Source organism: Pseudomonas sp. DL (assembly GCF_047199225.1).
Taxonomy (GTDB): domain Bacteria; phylum Pseudomonadota; class Gammaproteobacteria; order Pseudomonadales; family Pseudomonadaceae; genus Pseudomonas; species Pseudomonas aeruginosa.
In genome coordinates, this window is record NZ_CP178323.1 from 4,957,501 (window position 1) to 4,973,847 (window position 16,347).

General features: G+C 69.1%; 8 protein-coding genes (1 of these 8 only partly in view). 3 read left to right on the forward strand and 5 right to left on the reverse strand.

The genetic code is table 11. The annotated features are described in order from the left end of the window. Nucleotides 1-617: the 3' portion of an exonuclease SbcCD subunit D C-terminal domain-containing protein gene (locus ACI766_RS23195; RefSeq protein WP_023086613.1), read on the forward strand. The gene continues 613 nt to the left of window position 1, outside the view; only the last 617 of its 1,230 coding nucleotides appear in the window; its start codon lies off the left edge, out of view; the stop codon is at nt 615-617. 8 nt (nt 618-625) lie between these two features. Continuing rightward, nucleotides 626-4,261 carry an AAA family ATPase gene (locus tag ACI766_RS23200; RefSeq protein ID WP_023086614.1) on the forward strand — a complete coding sequence of 1,212 codons (3,636 nt, stop codon included), beginning with the start codon at nt 626-628 and terminating at the stop codon, nt 4,259-4,261. A 21-nt stretch (nt 4,262-4,282) separates the two neighbouring features. Here ACI766_RS23200 and recD read toward each other — a convergent pair whose 3' ends face one another. The 5 genes from recD to ACI766_RS23225 form a co-directional block, all read right to left on the reverse strand. Then, nucleotides 4,283-6,448, reverse strand: coding sequence for an exodeoxyribonuclease V subunit alpha (gene recD / locus ACI766_RS23205; RefSeq protein ID WP_023104861.1), 2,166 nt, complete (start codon nt 6,446-6,448; stop codon nt 4,283-4,285). Further along, nucleotides 6,445-10,182, reverse strand: a complete 3,738-nt coding sequence (gene recB / locus ACI766_RS23210; RefSeq protein WP_023104862.1) for an exodeoxyribonuclease V subunit beta — start codon at nt 10,180-10,182, stop codon at nt 6,445-6,447. The genes recD and recB overlap by 4 nt, the downstream gene beginning before the upstream one ends. After that, on the reverse strand, nt 10,179-13,694 hold the full coding sequence (gene recC, locus ACI766_RS23215) for an exodeoxyribonuclease V subunit gamma (protein WP_023104863.1): 3,516 nt from the start codon (nt 13,692-13,694) through the stop codon (nt 10,179-10,181). The genes recB and recC overlap by 4 nt, the downstream gene beginning before the upstream one ends. A 40-nt stretch (nt 13,695-13,734) precedes the next feature. Further along, entirely contained in the window at nt 13,735-14,418 is a 684-nt protein-coding gene (locus tag ACI766_RS23220; RefSeq protein ID WP_023104864.1) for a biotin/lipoate A/B protein ligase family protein, read from the reverse strand. A 112-nt stretch (nt 14,419-14,530) separates the two neighbouring features. Then, nucleotides 14,531-15,421, reverse strand: coding sequence for a DMT family transporter (locus ACI766_RS23225; RefSeq protein WP_003093799.1), 891 nt, complete (start codon nt 15,419-15,421; stop codon nt 14,531-14,533). Nucleotides 15,422-15,521: 100 nt separating this feature from the next. On the opposite strand from ACI766_RS23225, the gene ACI766_RS23230 reads away from it, so the two are divergent. Beyond that, nucleotides 15,522-16,325: an AraC family transcriptional regulator gene (locus tag ACI766_RS23230; protein ID WP_003103975.1), complete on the forward strand. Its 804-nt coding sequence runs from the start codon at nt 15,522-15,524 to the stop codon at nt 16,323-16,325. Nucleotides 16,326-16,347 lie beyond the last annotated feature (22 nt).

The following is a 16,347-nucleotide window of genomic DNA, read 5'->3' on the forward strand; positions in this document are numbered from 1 at the left end:
TCGGCAACGTCGAAGCGCTGCCCGCCAGCCTGTTTCCGGAGCAGATCGCCTACGTAGCCCTCGGTCATCTGCATAAGCCACAGAAAGTCGCCGGACAGGAGCGCATTCGCTATAGCGGGTCGCCGCTGCCGCTGTCCTTCGCCGAAGTGAACTATCGCCACCAGGTCCTCCTCGTCACCCTGGAAGGTGAGCGCCTGAAGGATGTACAGAGTCTCCCGGTGCCACGCGCGGTGGAGCTGTTGCGCATCGGCCCCGCGCCTCTTGGCGAGGTGCTCGATCGAATCGGCGAACTGGCCGAGGCCGACCTGCTGAACGAACAGCGGCCCTGGCTGGAGGTCCGCGTCATGCTGGATCAGCCGCAACCAGACCTGCGCCAGCAGGTCGAGAGCGCCCTGCTGGGCAAGGCTTGCCGTCTGGTGCGCATCGCCAGCGAGTACCAGCGCCGCGACGAAGAGCAGGCGCCGCTGCTCGGGCTCGACCAACTCAACCCCCAGGAACTGTTCAGCCGCGCCTGGGAAAGCGCCTATGGCTCCGGCCCGGATGCGCAGGCGTTGGATGACTTCGCCAGCCTGCTGCAAAGCGTCGAACTGGCCACCGAAGACCCCCCGGGGAAATAAGCCGCTCCATGAAGATTCTCGCCATCCGCCTGAAGAACCTTGCCTCCCTCGCTGGCGAGCAGGAAATCGACTTCACCCGCGAACCGCTGTCCAGCGCCGGCCTGTTCGCCATCACCGGCCCGACCGGCGCCGGCAAGAGCACCGTGCTGGACGCCCTGTGCCTGGCCCTGTTCGGCAGCACGCCGCGGCTGGAAAGCACTTCGGCCAGCAGCAAGGTTCCCGATGGCCGGAACGAGCTGTCCAGCAACGACGAACGCAACCTGCTGCGCCGCGGTTGCGCCAGCGGCTACGCCGAAGTGGATTTCGTCGGCATCGACGGCCACCGCTATCGCGCCCGCTGGGAAACCCGGCGCTCCCGGGACAAGGCGGACGGCGCCTTGCAAAAGAGCCAGCAGAGCCTCCAGGACCTGGAGACCCAGCAAATGCTGGCAGCGAACAAGAAGAGCGAGTTCCGCGAACAGCTGGAGCAGAAGCTCGGCCTCAATTTCGCCCAGTTCACTCGCGCCGTGCTGCTGGCCCAGAGCGAATTCAGCGCCTTCCTCAAGGCCAGCGACAACGACCGCGGCGCATTGCTGGAGAAACTCACCGACACCGGCCTGTACAGCCAATTGAGCAAAGCCGCCTATCAGCGCGCCAGCCAGGCCGACGAGCAGCGCAAGCAACTCGAGCAACGCCTGGAAGGCAGCCTGCCCCTGGCCGAGCAGGCCCGGGCCGGGCTCGAGGCGGCGCTGGAATCCCACGTCCAGGCGCGTCTCCAGGAGCAACAGGCCCTGCAGCGCCTGGAAGGCCAGCAACAATGGTTCACCGAGGAGCAGCGGCTGCTGCAATCCTGCGAGCACGCACAAGGCCAACTGGCCGAGGCCAGGCAGGCCTGGGACGCCCTGGCGACGGAGCGGGAAACCCTGCAATGGCTGGAGCGCCTGGCTCCGGTTCGCGGACTGATCGAACGCCTGAAGCAACTCGAGCAGGAACTCCGGCACTCCGAGCAGCAGCAGCGGCAGCGCACCGAGCAGCAAGCCGCGGGCGCCGAGCGCTTGCAAGGATTGCAGGCCCGCGTGCAGGAGGCGCGCGAGCGCCAGGCCCAGGCCGACAACCATCTGCGTCAGGCCCAGGCGCCGTTGCGCGAGGCCTTCCAGCTGGAGAGCGAGGCCAGGCGCCTGGAGCGAACGCTGGCCGAGCGACAGGAACTCCACCGGCAATCGAACCAGCGCCACGCCCAGCAAAGCGACGCCGCTCGGCAACTGGATATGGAGCAGCAGCGCCATGTCGCGGAACAGGCGCAACTGCAGGCGGCATTGCGCGACAGCCAGGCTCTCGCCGCGCTCGGCGACGCCTGGGCGACCCACCAGGGCCAGCTCGCCGCCTTCGTGCAACGTCGCCAGCGCGCGCTCGAAAGCCAGGCGCAGCTCCCCGAGCTGGAAAAATCCCTGGCCCAGGCTGGGGAACCGCTCGAACGCTTGCAGGCGCAATGGACCGCCCTCCATGGCAGCGAGCCGGACGACCTGGCGGCACGCCTGGACGAATTGCGCCGGCAGACCGATAGCCTGGAACGACAACAAGCGCTCCACAAGGAATGGCAACAGGCCCTCGACCAACGCACCGGCCTGGCTCGACGCCTGGGCGAACTCGACCAGCGTATGGTCGAGCAGGAGCAGGCATTGCTCGACCTGAAACGACAAGGCAGCCAATGCGCCGAGCAGGTGAAGGCGGCGGAGCAGGCCCTGGAGGTCACCCGCGAGTTGCTCCAGCGCCAACGTCTGGCCCGCAGCGCCAGCGTCGAGCAACTGCGCGCCGGCCTGGTGGACGGCGAGGCCTGTCCGGTCTGCGGCAGCCAGGAGCATCCCTATCACCAGTCCGAGCAACTGCTCGCCGCCCTCGGTGAACACGACGACCAGGAGCAGGTCCGCGCCGAGCAGGCCCTCGAGCGGCTGCGACAGACCCTGGTCGGTCTGCGCGAGGGCTATTCCAGCCAGCGGGAAAGACTCAACCAGAGTCGCCAGGAGCAGCAGGAACTGACTGGCCAACTGGCCGCGCTCGATCGGCAACTGGAGCAATGGACGCTGCCGGAAGAACTGCGACTCCTGCAGCCGTCCGCGCAGTTGGAGTGGCTGGCACAACACCTGGACGACCTGGCAGGGCAGCGCCAGCAGCGCCAACGAGACTTCGACCGGCTGATCGCCCGCCAGCGCCAGACCCAGCAATTGCAGCAGGAACTGCGGGCCGCCGAGACGATCCTGCAACAGCGCCAGCAGGCGCTGACGGAACAACGGCAGCGCTACGAACATTTGCAGCAGCAGGTCGAGGAGGACAGCCAGCAATTGCGTCCATTGCTCTCCGACGAGCACTGGCAGAGCTGGCAGGCAGATCCGCTGCGGACTTTCCAGGCCCTCGGCGAGTCCATCGAGCAACGCCGGCAGCAACAGGCGCGGCTTCAGCAGGTCGAACAGCGTCTGCAGGAGCTCAAGCAGCGCTGCGATGAATCGAGCTGGCAACTGAAGCAAAGCGACGAGCAACGCAACGAAGCCCGCCAGGCAGAGGAAAGGGCCCAGGCGGAACTCGCCGAGCTGAACGGACGCCTCGGCGCTCACCTGGGCCAGCACGCCTGCGCCCAGGACTGGCAACTATCGCTGGAGCACGCCGCGCAAGCGGCGCAGAGCGCTGTCGAGACGCTCCAGGCGCCCCTGGATTCGCTGCGCGAGGAACAACTGCGACTCGCCGAAGCCCTGGAACACCTGCAGCAGCAACGCCAGCGCCAACAGGAGGAGTTCCAGCGCCTGCAGGCCGACTGGCAGGCCTGGCGCGAACGCCAGGACAACCTCGACGACAGCCGCCTCGACGCCCTGCTCAGCCTTTCCGAGGAACAGGCGACGCAATGGCGGGAGCAATTGCAACGACTGCAAGAGGAGATCACCCGCCAGCAGACACTGGAAGCAGAGCGCCAGGCGCAACTGCTCCAGCATCGCCGGCAGCGGCCGGAAACCGACCGCGAGGCGCTGGAAGACAACCTGCGGCAACAGCGCGAACGCCTGGCCACCAGCGAACAGGCCTACCTGGATACCTACAGCCAGTTGCAGGCCGACAACCAACGCCGCGAGCAGAGCCAGGCGCTGCTTGCCGAACTGGAGCGAGCCCGCGCCGAGTTCCGCAGATGGGGCCGCCTGAACGAACTGATCGGTTCGTCCAGCGGCGACAAGTTCCGCCGCATCGCCCAGGGCTACAACCTCGACCTGCTGGTGCAGCACAGCAACGTGCAGTTGCGCCAGTTGGCGCGGCGCTACCGCCTGCAGCGCGGCGGCAGCGAACTGGGCCTGCTGGTGGTGGACACCGAGATGGGCGACGAACTGCGCTCGGTGTATTCGCTCTCCGGCGGCGAGACCTTCCTGATTTCCCTGGCCCTGGCGCTCGGCCTGGCCTCGATGGCATCGAGCAAGCTGCGCATCGAGTCGCTGTTCATCGACGAAGGCTTCGGCAGCCTCGACCCGGAATCCCTGCAACTGGCGATGGATGCCCTGGACAACCTGCAGGCCCAGGGGCGCAAGGTGGCGGTGATTTCCCACGTTCAGGAAATGCACGAACGGATCCCGGTCCAGGTGCGGGTCCAGCGCGAGGGCAACGGCATGAGCAGCCTGAAGGTGGTCGGCTGAGCCGACCGCCCAGGCGGCACGTCAGAACGGCAGCTCGGTCTGTTCACCCGGAGCATGCGGCGGCTGCTCTTCCCTTTCCGGCCGCAGATGCAGCATCAGCCCGCTGAGCCGGCGCACCTTGCGCCGCACTGCTTCCTCGAACACCCCGGGCAGGCTTTCCACCAGGCTGAACCAGTCGCGGGCGCGGGTGATACCGGTGTACACCAGCTCCTTGGTCAGCACCGGGTTCAGCGCGTCCGGCAGGACCAGCGCGGTATGGGCGAACTCCGAACCCTGCGACTTGTGCACGGTCATGGCGAACACGGTGTCCACCTCGACCAGGCGGCTCGGCAGGACGAAGCGCACGCCGCCGCTACCGTCGTTGCGCGGGAAGGCCACGCGCAGCGCGAAGCGCAGGCTGCCGTCGTCGTTGCGCTCGGGCAGGCGCAGGGCGATGCCGATATCGCCGTTCATCAGCCCTAGGCTGTAGTCGTTGCGCGTCACCAGTACCGGCCGCCCCTCGTACCAGCCGTGATCGGCCTCGATCAGGCCAAGGCGCAGCAGTTCCGCCGCTACCCGCTGGTTCAGTCCTTCCACGCCCCATGGGCCGCGGCGCAGCGCGCAGAGCAGGCGGAAGGCGTCGAAAGCCGTCAGTACCGACTGCGCCCAGCGCTCCCAGGCGCCATCCTCCAGCGCCAGTCCGGCGGCCGGGCGGCCCTCGGCCAGGCGTTGCAGGTAGTGCCGGTAGCCGTACGGCGTGCCCGGCGCCTGCGGATGACCGTCGACGAACAGCCGGGCGAAGGCTGCATCGCGCTCCCCGCGCAGGCGCAGGTCGAAGAGGTCGGCGGGCGGACTGTCCAGCAGCGCGCGCGCGTCATCGGCCTGTTGCCGGTTGACCAGCCGCGCCAGGCGCCCGATCCCGCTGCTCGCGCCGAAGCGCCGGGAATGCCGCAGCATGACGGTCTGTTGCGCCAGCGGATGCGCCTGCGCCGAACCTTCGCGCAAGCCCTGCCAGGTTTCGCCGCTGACCCGCTGCAACCAGGCGCGGGTCTCGGCGCTGTACCAGCCCTCCTCGGCATCCCGGCAGAGATCGCCGAGCACCGCGCCGGCCTCTACCGAGGCCAACTGGTCCTTGTCGCCGAGCAGGATCAGGCGCGCCTGCGGCGGCAGCGCATCGAGCAGGCTGGCCATCATTTCCAGGTCGATCATCGAGGCCTCGTCCACCACCAGCACGTCCAGCGCCAAAGGGTTGTCCCGGTGGTGGCGGAAGTGCCGGGTATCCGGACGGCTGCCGAGCAGACGGTGCAGGGTAGTGACCTCGGCGGGGATCGCCTGCAACACGTCTTCCGCCAGCGGCAGGGCCCGGACCTGCTGGCCGATGGATTCGGAGAGACGCGCCGCGGCCTTGCCGGTGGGCGCCGCGAGGCGGATGCGCAGCGGCTGGCCGGCGGCTACCGCCGGTGCCTGGAGCAGACCGAGCAGGCGCACCACGGTGGTGGTCTTGCCGGTACCGGGACCGCCGGTGATCAGGCTGAAATAGCCGCGGGCCGCCAGGGCACAGGCCAGCTTCTGCCAGTCGGTGACGCGCTGGCCGTCTTCCGTCGGCGCCTGCGCGAACAGCGCGGCCAGGCGCGGCGCCAGGTCTGCGGCCAGGGGCGCCTGCCGACCCAGGCGCTCGCGCAGGGCCAGGGCGATCTCCAGCTCGTGCCGCCAATAACGACGCAGGTAGAGACGCTGAGCGCAAAGCACCAGCGGCGAGGTCGCCGTCTCGCTCGGCTCGGGATCGCCTGGGCGCTCGTCGACCACCTCCACCAGCGGTGACGCCGCCAGGGCCTCGCGCCAGGCGTCGAGGCGCACGCCGCGCAGCAGTTGCGACGGCAGCAGCACATCGCGGCCTTCGTCGCCTTCCGGCGGCAGCGACAGTGCCGCGTCAGGCGCACCGAGGGTCGCCTCCAGGTCCAGGCAGACGTGCCCGTGGCCCAGTTGGTGGCTGGTCAGCGCCGCCGCCAGCAGCACCCGGGGATCGGCCTGCGGCTGCAACTCGACGAGGAAGGCGACGAACGCCCGGTCCAGCGCCCGTAGCCAGCCGCGCGCCACCCACAGGTCGAGCTGGCGCAGCAGGTCGTGGCGTACCGCCAGCGGTTGCGCTACCTGGTCGTCGCGGCCATCGCGGACTTCGCCGGCCAGTTGCTTGAGGGTCGGATTCATCGCTCGGCTCCCGGCTGGCCGCTGAACAGCGCGTCCAGGCGTTCGATCAGTTCCCGCGGCGGGCGCTCGAAGTGCAGGCCCTGGGTCGCCGCGCGGGCGCCGCGGAGGAACAGGTACACGGCGCCGCCCATGTGGCGGTCGTAGTCGTAGTCGGGCAGGCGCGCCTTCAACTGCCGGTGCAGGGCCAGCAGGTACAACACGTACTGCAGGTCATAACGGTTCTCCAGCACCGCGGCGGTCATCGCTTCCGGGCTGTAGGCGCCATCGTCGGCGCCCAGCCAGTTGGACTTGTAGTCGGCCACGTAGAAACGCCCCTGGTGCTCGAAGACCAGGTCGACGAAGCCCTTGAACATGCCGTTCAGCAGGGTCGGCGCCAGCGTCGGACGCGCCGCGCCGCCAAGGGTATGGCGCCGGACCAGGGCGTCGATCGCCTCGGCCTGGACCTGGTGGGTGGCGAACCAGAACTCCATTTCCACCTGGTAGGCGACCAGCCCGGCCAGGCTGGTTTCGCCACCGGGCCAGCGCAGCGGTTCGGCGAGATACTGTTCCAGCCACAGATCGAGCGGTTCGGCCCAGTCCTTCCAGCCCCGCAGGTCGCAGCGTCGCGCGACCAGTTCGCGGCGCCGCTGGGCATCGGCGCGCGCCACATCGAAGCCTTCGCGGCCGGCCCATTCGAGCAGCCCGTGGAGGAAGGTGCCGGGAGCCGGTCCGCGCGGGAAGCGATGCAGGTCGTCGCGCATCTCGCTGGCGTGCGCGACCGGCGGCTGTTCGGCGGAACGGCCTTCTTCGTGGAAGGTGGCTTCCTCGGCGCTGATCGGCTCCTGCGATTCGTCGCTCTCCAACGCCTCGTCATCGTCCAGCCCGGCGGAGGCCTGCAATTGCAGGCCGGAATAGCTGGCGACCCACCACTTCTCGCGGCTGCTGCGGCGGGTTTCGCGGGCCTGCCCAAGGCCCTGGCCGCGCCCTGCGACATAGCGTTCGGCGTCCGCCTCGGGGGCCGGCTCGACGACGATCTCCCGGCACTCGCCGCGCAGCGCGGCGAGGCATTGTCCGAGGCCATCGCTGCCGATGGTCGCGCCGCCGGCAAGCAGGTAGCCCAGGGCCCCCTTGTGCAACTCCGGCGACTTGCTGTTGCTCGCCACCAGCGGCGCGATGCCCAGCCACACCGAATGGCGGGCGCGGGTCAGGGCCACGTAGAGCAGGCGCATGTCTTCGCCGAGGCGCTCGTCGTTGGCCTGCTCGTAGGCCCGCGCAGCCTGCTCCTTGCGCCGCGCCAGCTCGATGACCCGCCCTGCAACGCCATCCTCGTGGAAACTTGCCGGCGCGCCGCTGTTGCCGTCCAGCTCCCTCCAGCTGCAGATGAAGGGCAGCAGCACCAAGGGGTATTCCAGCCCCTTGGACTTGTGGATGGTCACCACCTTGATCAGGTCGGCGTCGCTTTCCAGGCGGAGGATCTCTTCGCTCCCCGGACTCTGCACCTGCTCGGCCAGATGGCGAATCAGCGCGTGCTCGCCGTCCAGCTCCACCGCCGCGCGCTGCAGCCACTCGGCCAGGTGCAGCAGGTTGGTCAGGCTGCGCTCGCCATCGGCATGCCGCAGCAGGCGCGCCGGCAGTTCGAAGTCGGCGAGCAGGCGCCGCAGCATCGGCAATACGCCCTGGGCCTGCCAGGACCGGCGATAGTCGCGGAAGCGCAGGACCATCCGTTCCCAGAACAGTTCGTCCTGGTTCAATCGTTCCAGGGTCGCCCAGTCCAGGTGCAGGCTGCGGGTAGCCAGGGCGACCCGCAGCAGCGCATCGGCACCGGGATCGGCGCAGGCGCGCAGCCAGTGCAGCAGGTCGGCGGCCTCCTGGCTGTCGAACACCGAGTCGCGGTCGGACAGGTAGACGCTGGCCAGACGCCGCGCCGCCAACGCGCTACGGATCGCCTCGGCCTCGGCGCGACCGCGGACGAGGATGGCGATATCCGCCGGGCGCAACGCCCGCCAGCCGCCCTGCTCGTCGGCGAAGCCGGCGCGGCCCAGGTCGGCCAGGCTCAGCCAGCGGCGGATGGCGCTGGCGCTGCGCTCGGCCATTTCCTGGCGATACGCCGCGGAGCCGAGCACGCCGGCTTCGGCGTCAAGGTTCCAGAACGTCATCGCCGGCGCCTCGGCACCGTCGATCAACAAACGTTCGGCGCGCCCCTGGGCGTCCACCGCATGGAACGGCACCGGGTTTTCCAGCCCCTCGCGGGCGAAACGGAAGGCGCCGCGCGGATGCTCTTCGGCGAAGGCGAAGCAGCGGTTGGCGGCCGCCACCATGGCGGCGGTCGAGCGGAAGTTCTTGCCGAGGGTGTAATGCCGCCCGCGAGTGGCCTCGCGGGCGCGCAGGTAGGTATGGATGTCGGCACCGCGGAAGGCGTAGATCGCCTGCTTGGGGTCGCCGATCATGAACAGGCCGGTCTCCCGCGCCTGGGGCTCGCCGGGATCGGCGGCGATCCGGTAGATGCGCTCGAAGATCCGGTACTGCACCGGGTCGGTATCCTGGAACTCGTCGATCAGCGCCACCGGGAACTGCTCGCGGATCAATTGCGCCAGGCGCTCGCCACCAGGCCCCTGCAAGGCGCGGTCGAGGCGGCTGAGCAGGTCGTCGAAGCCGATCTCGGCACGCCGCTGCTTCTCGACCTCCAGTTCGCGCCCGACTTCGCCCAGCGCGTGCAACAACAGGTGGGGAGCGAGATCGGGACGCTCTTCCTGATGCGCGGCCCAGGCGTCGATGGCCCTTAGCGCGGCATGCTCGGGCGCCACGCGCTTGGCGGTGAGCTTGATCCGGGTCTGGCCGAACTTGCCCAGGTTGGCCGGCTGCTCGCCGCCCTCGCTCCAGTCCGCCAACGCTTGCAGCCAGGCGTCGAAGGTCTCGTCGCTGTCCTTGCCGCGATAGCTGTTGCCGTTCAGGTAGGGACGCAGGTCGCGCAGCAGCGCTTCCAGTTCGACGCGCGCTGCGCGCCAGGCGGCGCGGGCCTGCGCGTCCAGTTGGTCGAGCTGGCGATACCAGTCGCCGCCCTGCTCCAGCAAGGCTGCCAGTGACTCGGGCGCACTCAGCGCCTGGTCGGCGTAGCGGAAGTCGGCGTCCTGCCGCGCCAGCAGCGGCTGCAAGACCTTGCCCAGCGCCTCCGGCCCGCTGTAGCAACTGGCCACGGCTTGCGCCGCCGGAGCCGTCAGGCCGTAGAAGTTACGCCGCCAGTAGTCCCGTACCACTTCGGCGAGCAATTCGCTCAGGTCGGTTTCCAGGTTCTGGGTGAACAGGCTGCCGCTGTCGAAGGCGTGCTCGCGCAGCATCCGGTAGCACCAACTGTGGATGGTCGATACCGCGGCCTCGTCCATCCACTCCGCGGCCAGGCGCAGCAGGCGCGCGCAGCCCGGCCAGCGCTCGGCGGGATACTGCTGGCGCAACGCGACCAGCAGGCCGTCGTGGCGCTCCTGCGGCTCGGCGAAACAACGCGCCGCTTCGCCCAGGCGGCTGCGGATACGCTCGCGGAGTTCCTGGGTCGCCGCATCGGTGAAGGTCACCACGAGGATTTCCGGCGGGCTCAGCGGCCGGCCGAAAGCGTTCTCGCCGCCATGGTCGAGGACCAGGCGTACGTATAGCAGGGCGATGGTGAACGTCTTGCCGGTACCGGCGCTGGCCTCGATCAGGCGGCTGCCGTGCAACGGGAAGTCCAGCGGATCGAGGGCCACGGGCATCTGCTGCTGGCTCATGCCTGCTCCTCCGCGCCACGTCCCAGGGCAGCCAGCAGCGGCGCGTAGAGCTGCTCGGCCCAGTGCGCGAACTCACCGCTGGCGAGCAGCCGGTCGAAGTCCGGATAGACCCGAGCCAGCGCCGGCGAGGCGTCCACCTCGCCCCCCATGCCGAACCCTCCCTCGTAGCGCTTGCGCGCCTCGCGCATGGCTTTCTCGGGCTCTGCGGCGCCACCACTGGCGAGCCAGGCGAAAGCGGTCCGGCAGGCCAGCGGCAACGGCTGGCGCATGCCCTGGCGCCAGGCGTCGATCAACTGGTCGAGGTACTCGCCGGCACGCTCGCTCGGTAACGGCGGAATCTCCAGGGTGCCGGTCTGGCTCACCAGCACGCTGCTCACCGGCTGGCCTAGACGTTGCAGGGCGAGGTGCTGCAACCAGTGGCGCACCAGGCTGTGCCACTTGAAGCCGCGCCCTTCATGGAGCTTGCCGCTGAGCAACTGCAGGCGCGCCAGGCGCCCGGAAGCGTCGCGACGCAAGCCGCCGAGCCAGTCCTCCAGCTCCAGCCCGGACGGATGGCGATGGCGCAACTCCTGCTGCTGCTCGACCGCCTCCGGCCAGCGCTCGATTTCCTGGCGGTAGCGCCAGAGCAGGTCGGGCAGCGGTTGCAGCAAATGGCGCGCGGAGAACTCGCCGAACGCCGCCAGCGGCAGGCGACCCTGTCGCCGCAGTCGCTCGACCTGGGCCTGCAACTGCGCCGGCAGGCCCTCGGCATCCCAGTCCCGCTCGACCCAGCGCTTCATGCGTTCGGTCAGCTCGAATTGCAGCTTCCAGTTGTCCAGCGCGTCCAGTTCGAAAGGCTCTTCGTCGTTGCCGGTCAATTGCTCGTCGTCGAAACGCACCTTGAGCCGCTGCTGGAAGAACGCATTCACCGGGTTGGCGAGGAACTCCGCCAGCGCTCGCAGCCCCAGTGCGCCCTCCAGTTCAAGCGGCGGCAGGGGCGCTTCGGCGTCGGGAACGGCGATGTCGTCCTCGCTATGGACCTCGCGCCACTCGCGGGCGTAGGTGAACAGGCCATCGACGCCCTGCTCCGGCGCATCGTGAAAATACCGACGGCTGAACGGCTGCAGCGGATGCTCCTGGGTCAGGGCACGCAGCAGCGCCTCGCCGTCGCCGTCCGGGTCCAGACGCCAGCCGGCCGCCAGGTGATCGCGCAACTGGCCGATCAGCACCGAGGGCGGCCGCTCGCCATTGTCGCGGATACTCCGCCCCACCCAGCTCACGTAGAGCTGCTCGCGCGCCGAGAGCAGCGCCTCGAGCAGCAGGTAGCGGTCGTCCTCGCGCCGCGAGCGGTCGCCGGGGCGGTAGTCGTTGCGCATCAGGTCGAAATCCAGCGGCGACTGCTGGCGGGGGTAGTCGCCATCGTTCATGCCAAGCAGGCAGACCAGCCGGAACGGGATCGCGCGCATCGGCATCAACGTGCAGAAACTCACCGCGCCAGCCAGGAAGCGCTGGTTCAGGCCGCCCTGGTCCAGGCCGCCGAGCCAGGCCTCGCGTATCACGCTGATCGGCAGCGGCTCGGCGAAGGCCGCACAGGCGCAGTGTTCCTGCCAGCGCTCGAGCAGTTGCAGGAGCTGGGTGAGGAGCAGTTCGTCGCGCTCGTCGTGGGCCTCGAAGAACACCGTGAGCAGGGCTTGCAGGCGCTCGCCCCACTGCGCCGGGGTGGCCGGTTCGGCCAGCTCGGCGTAGGCCACCTCGAGGCGCTCCAGCAGCACAGCCAGCGGGCCTGCCAGGGCGGCGTCCAGGCCACCGACCTCATCGTAGGGCTGGATGCCTTGCAGGGCCGCGCCTTCGCCGACCGCGTAGCCGAGCAGCATGCGCCGCAGACCGAAGCGCCAACTGTTGCCCTCCAGTCCCGCTGGCAGGCCGAGACGCTCGCGCTGCGCGGCATCCAGCCCCCAGCGCACGCCGGCGCCTTCGATCCAGCGGTGCAGGGTCGCCAGGTCGGCCTCGTCGACGCCGAAACGCCGGCGCAATGCCGGGACGTCCAGCAGGTCGAGGATCTCGCTCACGGCGAAACGGCTGTCGGGCAGTTTCAGCAGGTGCTCCAGGGCGATCAGCAGCGGCTCGCGACCGCGCTGTCCCTGGTCGGCCAGGGTATAGGGAATGAAGCGCTGGTCGTCGCGCGGCACCTGGCCGAACACCGCCTCGATGTGCGGTGCGTAGGCGTTGATGTCGGGGACCATGACGATCACGTCGCGCGGCTTCAGGCTCGGATCGGCGTTGAAGCGGGCGAGCAACTGGTCGTGGAGGATCTCCACTTCGCGCTGCGCGCTGTGGGCCACATGGAAGCGGATCGAGGCGTCGCTCCGCGGCGCCACCGGCGGCCAGTGCTCGCGGGTTTCCGCCAACGGGCGCAGTTCGAGGATATCGTCCTGCAACTGGCCGAGCAGCCCGTGCGGGGCCTCCTCGCTGAACAGGTCGATGCGCCCGCCGTTGACCTCGCCGAACAGGTTCCGATAGCTGTCCGGGTCGTCGTAGCTGTCGAGCAGGTTGATGTAGTCGCGGCCCTGCTTGCCCCAGGCCGCCAGCAACGGCTGGGCATGCTGGTGCTGGCGGTCCTCGTCGAGGTCGGCGGGGACGCCGGCGCGGCGCTGCTGGCGGCGGTACTCGTGGCGCAACAGGTCCTTGTCGGCGACGATGTCGGCCCAGTGGTGGCGACAGGGGTTGTGCACGCAGAGCAGCACCTGGCTGAACCTGGCCAGGGCGGCCAGCGCCTCGAGGGTCTGCGCCGGCATCGAGGAAATCCCGAACACCACCACTCGTCGCGGCAACGCGCGCGGCGCCGCGCTGGCGAAGCGCAGCGCCTCGATGAAGCGCCGGTGCACGCCGGAGCGGCTGCGGGCCAGGCTATCGGCACCGACGTCGGCGAGCAGCGCGCGCCACAATTCGGCCTGCCAGCGCTCGTCGGCACCGAGCGGGCGCGCCTGCCCGTTCGCCGTGCGCAACTGGTCGCGGCCCTGGCTCCAGTCGTCGAGCCAGTCGCCGCGATAGACCTGGTACTGGTCGAACAGGTCGGCCAGGCGCTCGGCCAGTTGATGACGCTTGCGCAGGTCGGCATCGTCGGCGAGGAAACGTTGCAGGGTGCGGAACTCGGGACGCTCCAGCAATCCGGGAAGCAGACGCATCAGCCGCCAGGTCAGCGGCGCCTTGTCCAGTTCGGAAACCTCGGGAATGCTTTCGCGGCCCAGCACCGCGCGATAGGCCTGCCAGAGGAACTGCGCCGGCAACTGCACCTCCAGCGCCGCGGCGATGCCGCCACCGCCGCCACCGTCCTCGCGGGGATCTTCGGCCAATGCCAGCTTCAACCATTGGGCGATGCCGTTGCTGTGCACCAGGACCCGCTCGCTTTCCAGCGGCGCCAGCGGATAGCGGCGCATCCAGGAAACGGCGAGGTCGCGCAGGTCGTCCAGGCGATTGCCGTGGACGATCATGAATCCGGGCGTGAGGGCGGTGGTTCCCAAGGGTTCTGGCATCGGTACGGCTATTCCTGGCGCAAGGCTCTGGCGAAAGAGGTCAGGATCGGGCGGCGACGAAGCGTCGTTCCAGTTCGAGGCTGTCGGCCATGCGGAAATCGCTCCAGCGCTCGCTCAGGCCGAGATGGCTGTCCGCCTGGCAATCCGGGGCACTGGCGCAACGGCGGGTGAAGGTGTTGACCACCTCGACCATCTCCTCGCGCTCGGCGCCGACCAGCAGCGCCGCGTGCGCCAGCACCACCGGCCGGCCGGCGCCGTTGCGCCGCCAGCGTTGCGCGGTCCCGGCGAGCTTGCGCCCATCCAGGGTGACATTGTAGCGGCCGTCGCAGAAGGAACCGGCCACGGCGCCCACGCCGGCGTCCAGGCCGCACTCGCGGAGCCAGTCGCAGATCGGCTGGCACAGCCGCAGGTAGGCGGTTTCGATACGGGTCTGCTCGTTGTCGCCGGGCCCCAGCGCATAGGACAGGGCGATGTTCAGCACGCCCGGCGATTGCGGCACCGGCTCGCCGCCGGTATCGCGCAGCAGCACCGGCCAGCCGCGTTCGGCGACCGCTGCGCTGGCCGGCGCGAACCCTTCCAGGCGCTCCATCCGGCGCGGCATGACCAGCGCCCGATCGCAGGGCTGCCAGAGCAACAGGCCATGCTCGCGGGCACCGCCACACACCTCGTCGAGCAGGGCGCGCTCGGCGTCCAGCCCATCCTGCACGGAAAACACTTCGACCACGATTCTTCCTCTTCCAGGCTGGCACGGCTCGGCTCCCGCGCGGGGAGCGCTGCTTATGATAGCCAGTGGCGGCGCCTCCGTGCGCCGTAATCGCGAGGAAGTTGCCGGGAAATCAGCAGGTTGCCGAGCGCAGGCGGGCCGGGCGGCGCTGCCAGAACTCGGCCAGCAGGACCCCGGCCAGGGTCAGCGCGCCGCCGACCAGGTGATGGACGGTCAGGCGCTCGCCGAGCACCAGGGTGGCGATGCAGGCGGTGATGATCGGCAGCAGGTTGAAGAACAGCGCCATCCGGCTCGGCCCGAGACGGGCGACACCGTGCATCCAGGCCAGCGCGGCGACGATCGAGGCGAACAGCGCGGCGTACAGCACCAGCGGCAGGTTGGCGGCGTTCAGGCCGGTGCGCGGCGACAGCAGGTACAGCGGCAGCAGGGCGAGGATCGCCACCAGCACCTGCAGGTAGAGCAGTTGCATGGCCGGCAGCTTCAGGCTCCATTTCTTCAGCAGCACGCTGTACACCGCATAGGCCAGGGTGGCGACGATCATCATCGCGTCGCCGAGATTCACTCCATGCTCCAGCAAAGCGCCGAGATGGCCCTGAGAAATCACCAGCACCACGCCGGCCAGCGACACCAGCGCGCCGAGCAGCGCCCCGGCGTTCAGCCGGTGGGCCAGGATGCTGCTGGCCAGGCCCAGCGACATCAGGGGCATCAGCGACAGGATGATGCCCATGTTGGTGGCGCTGGTCAGCGCCGCCGCGTAGTAGGCCAGGCTCTGGTAGACGGCCATGCCGAGCAGGCCGAGGACCACGAACTTGCCGAGGTTGGCGAGGATGTAGCGGCGGTTGCGCAGCACCGGGCCGAGCATGAAGGGCGTCAGCGCCAGGCCGACCAGCAGCCAGCGGAAGAAACCGATCTCGGCGGGCTGGATGATCCCCACGGCGAGCTTGTTGACGACGGTGTTGCCGGCCCAGATGAACACGGCCAGCAGGGGAAACAGGTATTGCATGGGAGGTTCCGCACTATGAAAAAGGAATACGCGGCCATTCTGAGCCAGTCCGAATACAGACGTATAATGAATTCTAGACAAACCACCCGTAGGTTCGGACATGTCGACCACCACCTTGCTGCGCCTTCCCGATCTCCAGGGGCAGTCTTTCGACGTCTATTTCCGCTATGACGAGTTCGGCGCCGACACCCATTCGCCGCCGCACACCCACGCCTGGGGCCAGCTCAACTATGCAGCCCATGGCGTGATGCAGCTGGAGATCGACGGCCAGCGCTTCCTCTCACCTCCGCAATACGCGGTATGGATACCACCGGAGCGGGTGCACAGCTGCTACAACAGCCAGGCCATCGTCTACCGCTCGCTGTACCTCTCCGCCGAACTGTCACGACGCCTGCCGGCGACACCTTGCACCCTGGCGATCAGCGCGATCCTCAAGGCGATCCTCTCGGACTTCGCCGAGCGCGGGGTCAACCTGCCGACCTCGGCGCAGGACCTGCGCCTGGCCCGGGTCGTCATGGACCAGCTGGAATGCGCCCAGCCCCACGACGACTACCTGCCCTACGGCCGTACCCCGGCGCTGCGCGAGGTGCTCGACGCACTGCAGGCCGAGCCGGGCGACAACCGCTCGCTGGCGCAATGGGCGCAGCAGGTGCACAGCACCGAGCGAACCCTGGCCCGGCACTGCCAGCGCGAACTGGGCATGACCTTCGGCGAATGGCGCCAACGCCTGCGCTTCCTCGCGGCCATCGAGGCGCTGGAAGCCGGCAGGGGGATCCAGCAGATCGCCTTCGACCTCGGCTACAGCAGCCCCTCGGCGTTCATCTCGATGTTCCGCCGGCTGGCCGGCACCACACCGGAACAATACCGCCTGGCCAGCCGCGCCCAGGACATGCCGATGCTGTAACCCGCCGTGCATGCGTTGCGGC

Excerpts from the sequence above, each read along its gene's own strand:
- recB (WP_023104862.1), bottom strand. The coding sequence starts at position 10,182 with ATGAGCCAGCAGCAGATGCCCGTGGCCCTCGATCCGCTGGACTTCCCG.
- ACI766_RS23230 (WP_003103975.1), top strand. The coding sequence starts at position 15,522 with ATGTCGACCACCACCTTGCTGCGCCTTCCCGATCTCCAGGGGCAGTCT.
- ACI766_RS23200 (WP_023086614.1), top strand. The coding sequence starts at position 626 with ATGAAGATTCTCGCCATCCGCCTGAAGAACCTTGCCTCCCTCGCTGGC.
- ACI766_RS23225 (WP_003093799.1), bottom strand. The coding sequence starts at position 15,421 with ATGCAATACCTGTTTCCCCTGCTGGCCGTGTTCATCTGGGCCGGCAAC.
- recD (WP_023104861.1), bottom strand. The coding sequence starts at position 6,448 with ATGAATCCGACCCTCAAGCAACTGGCCGGCGAAGTCCGCGATGGCCGC.
- recC (WP_023104863.1), bottom strand. The coding sequence starts at position 13,694 with ATGCCAGAACCCTTGGGAACCACCGCCCTCACGCCCGGATTCATGATC.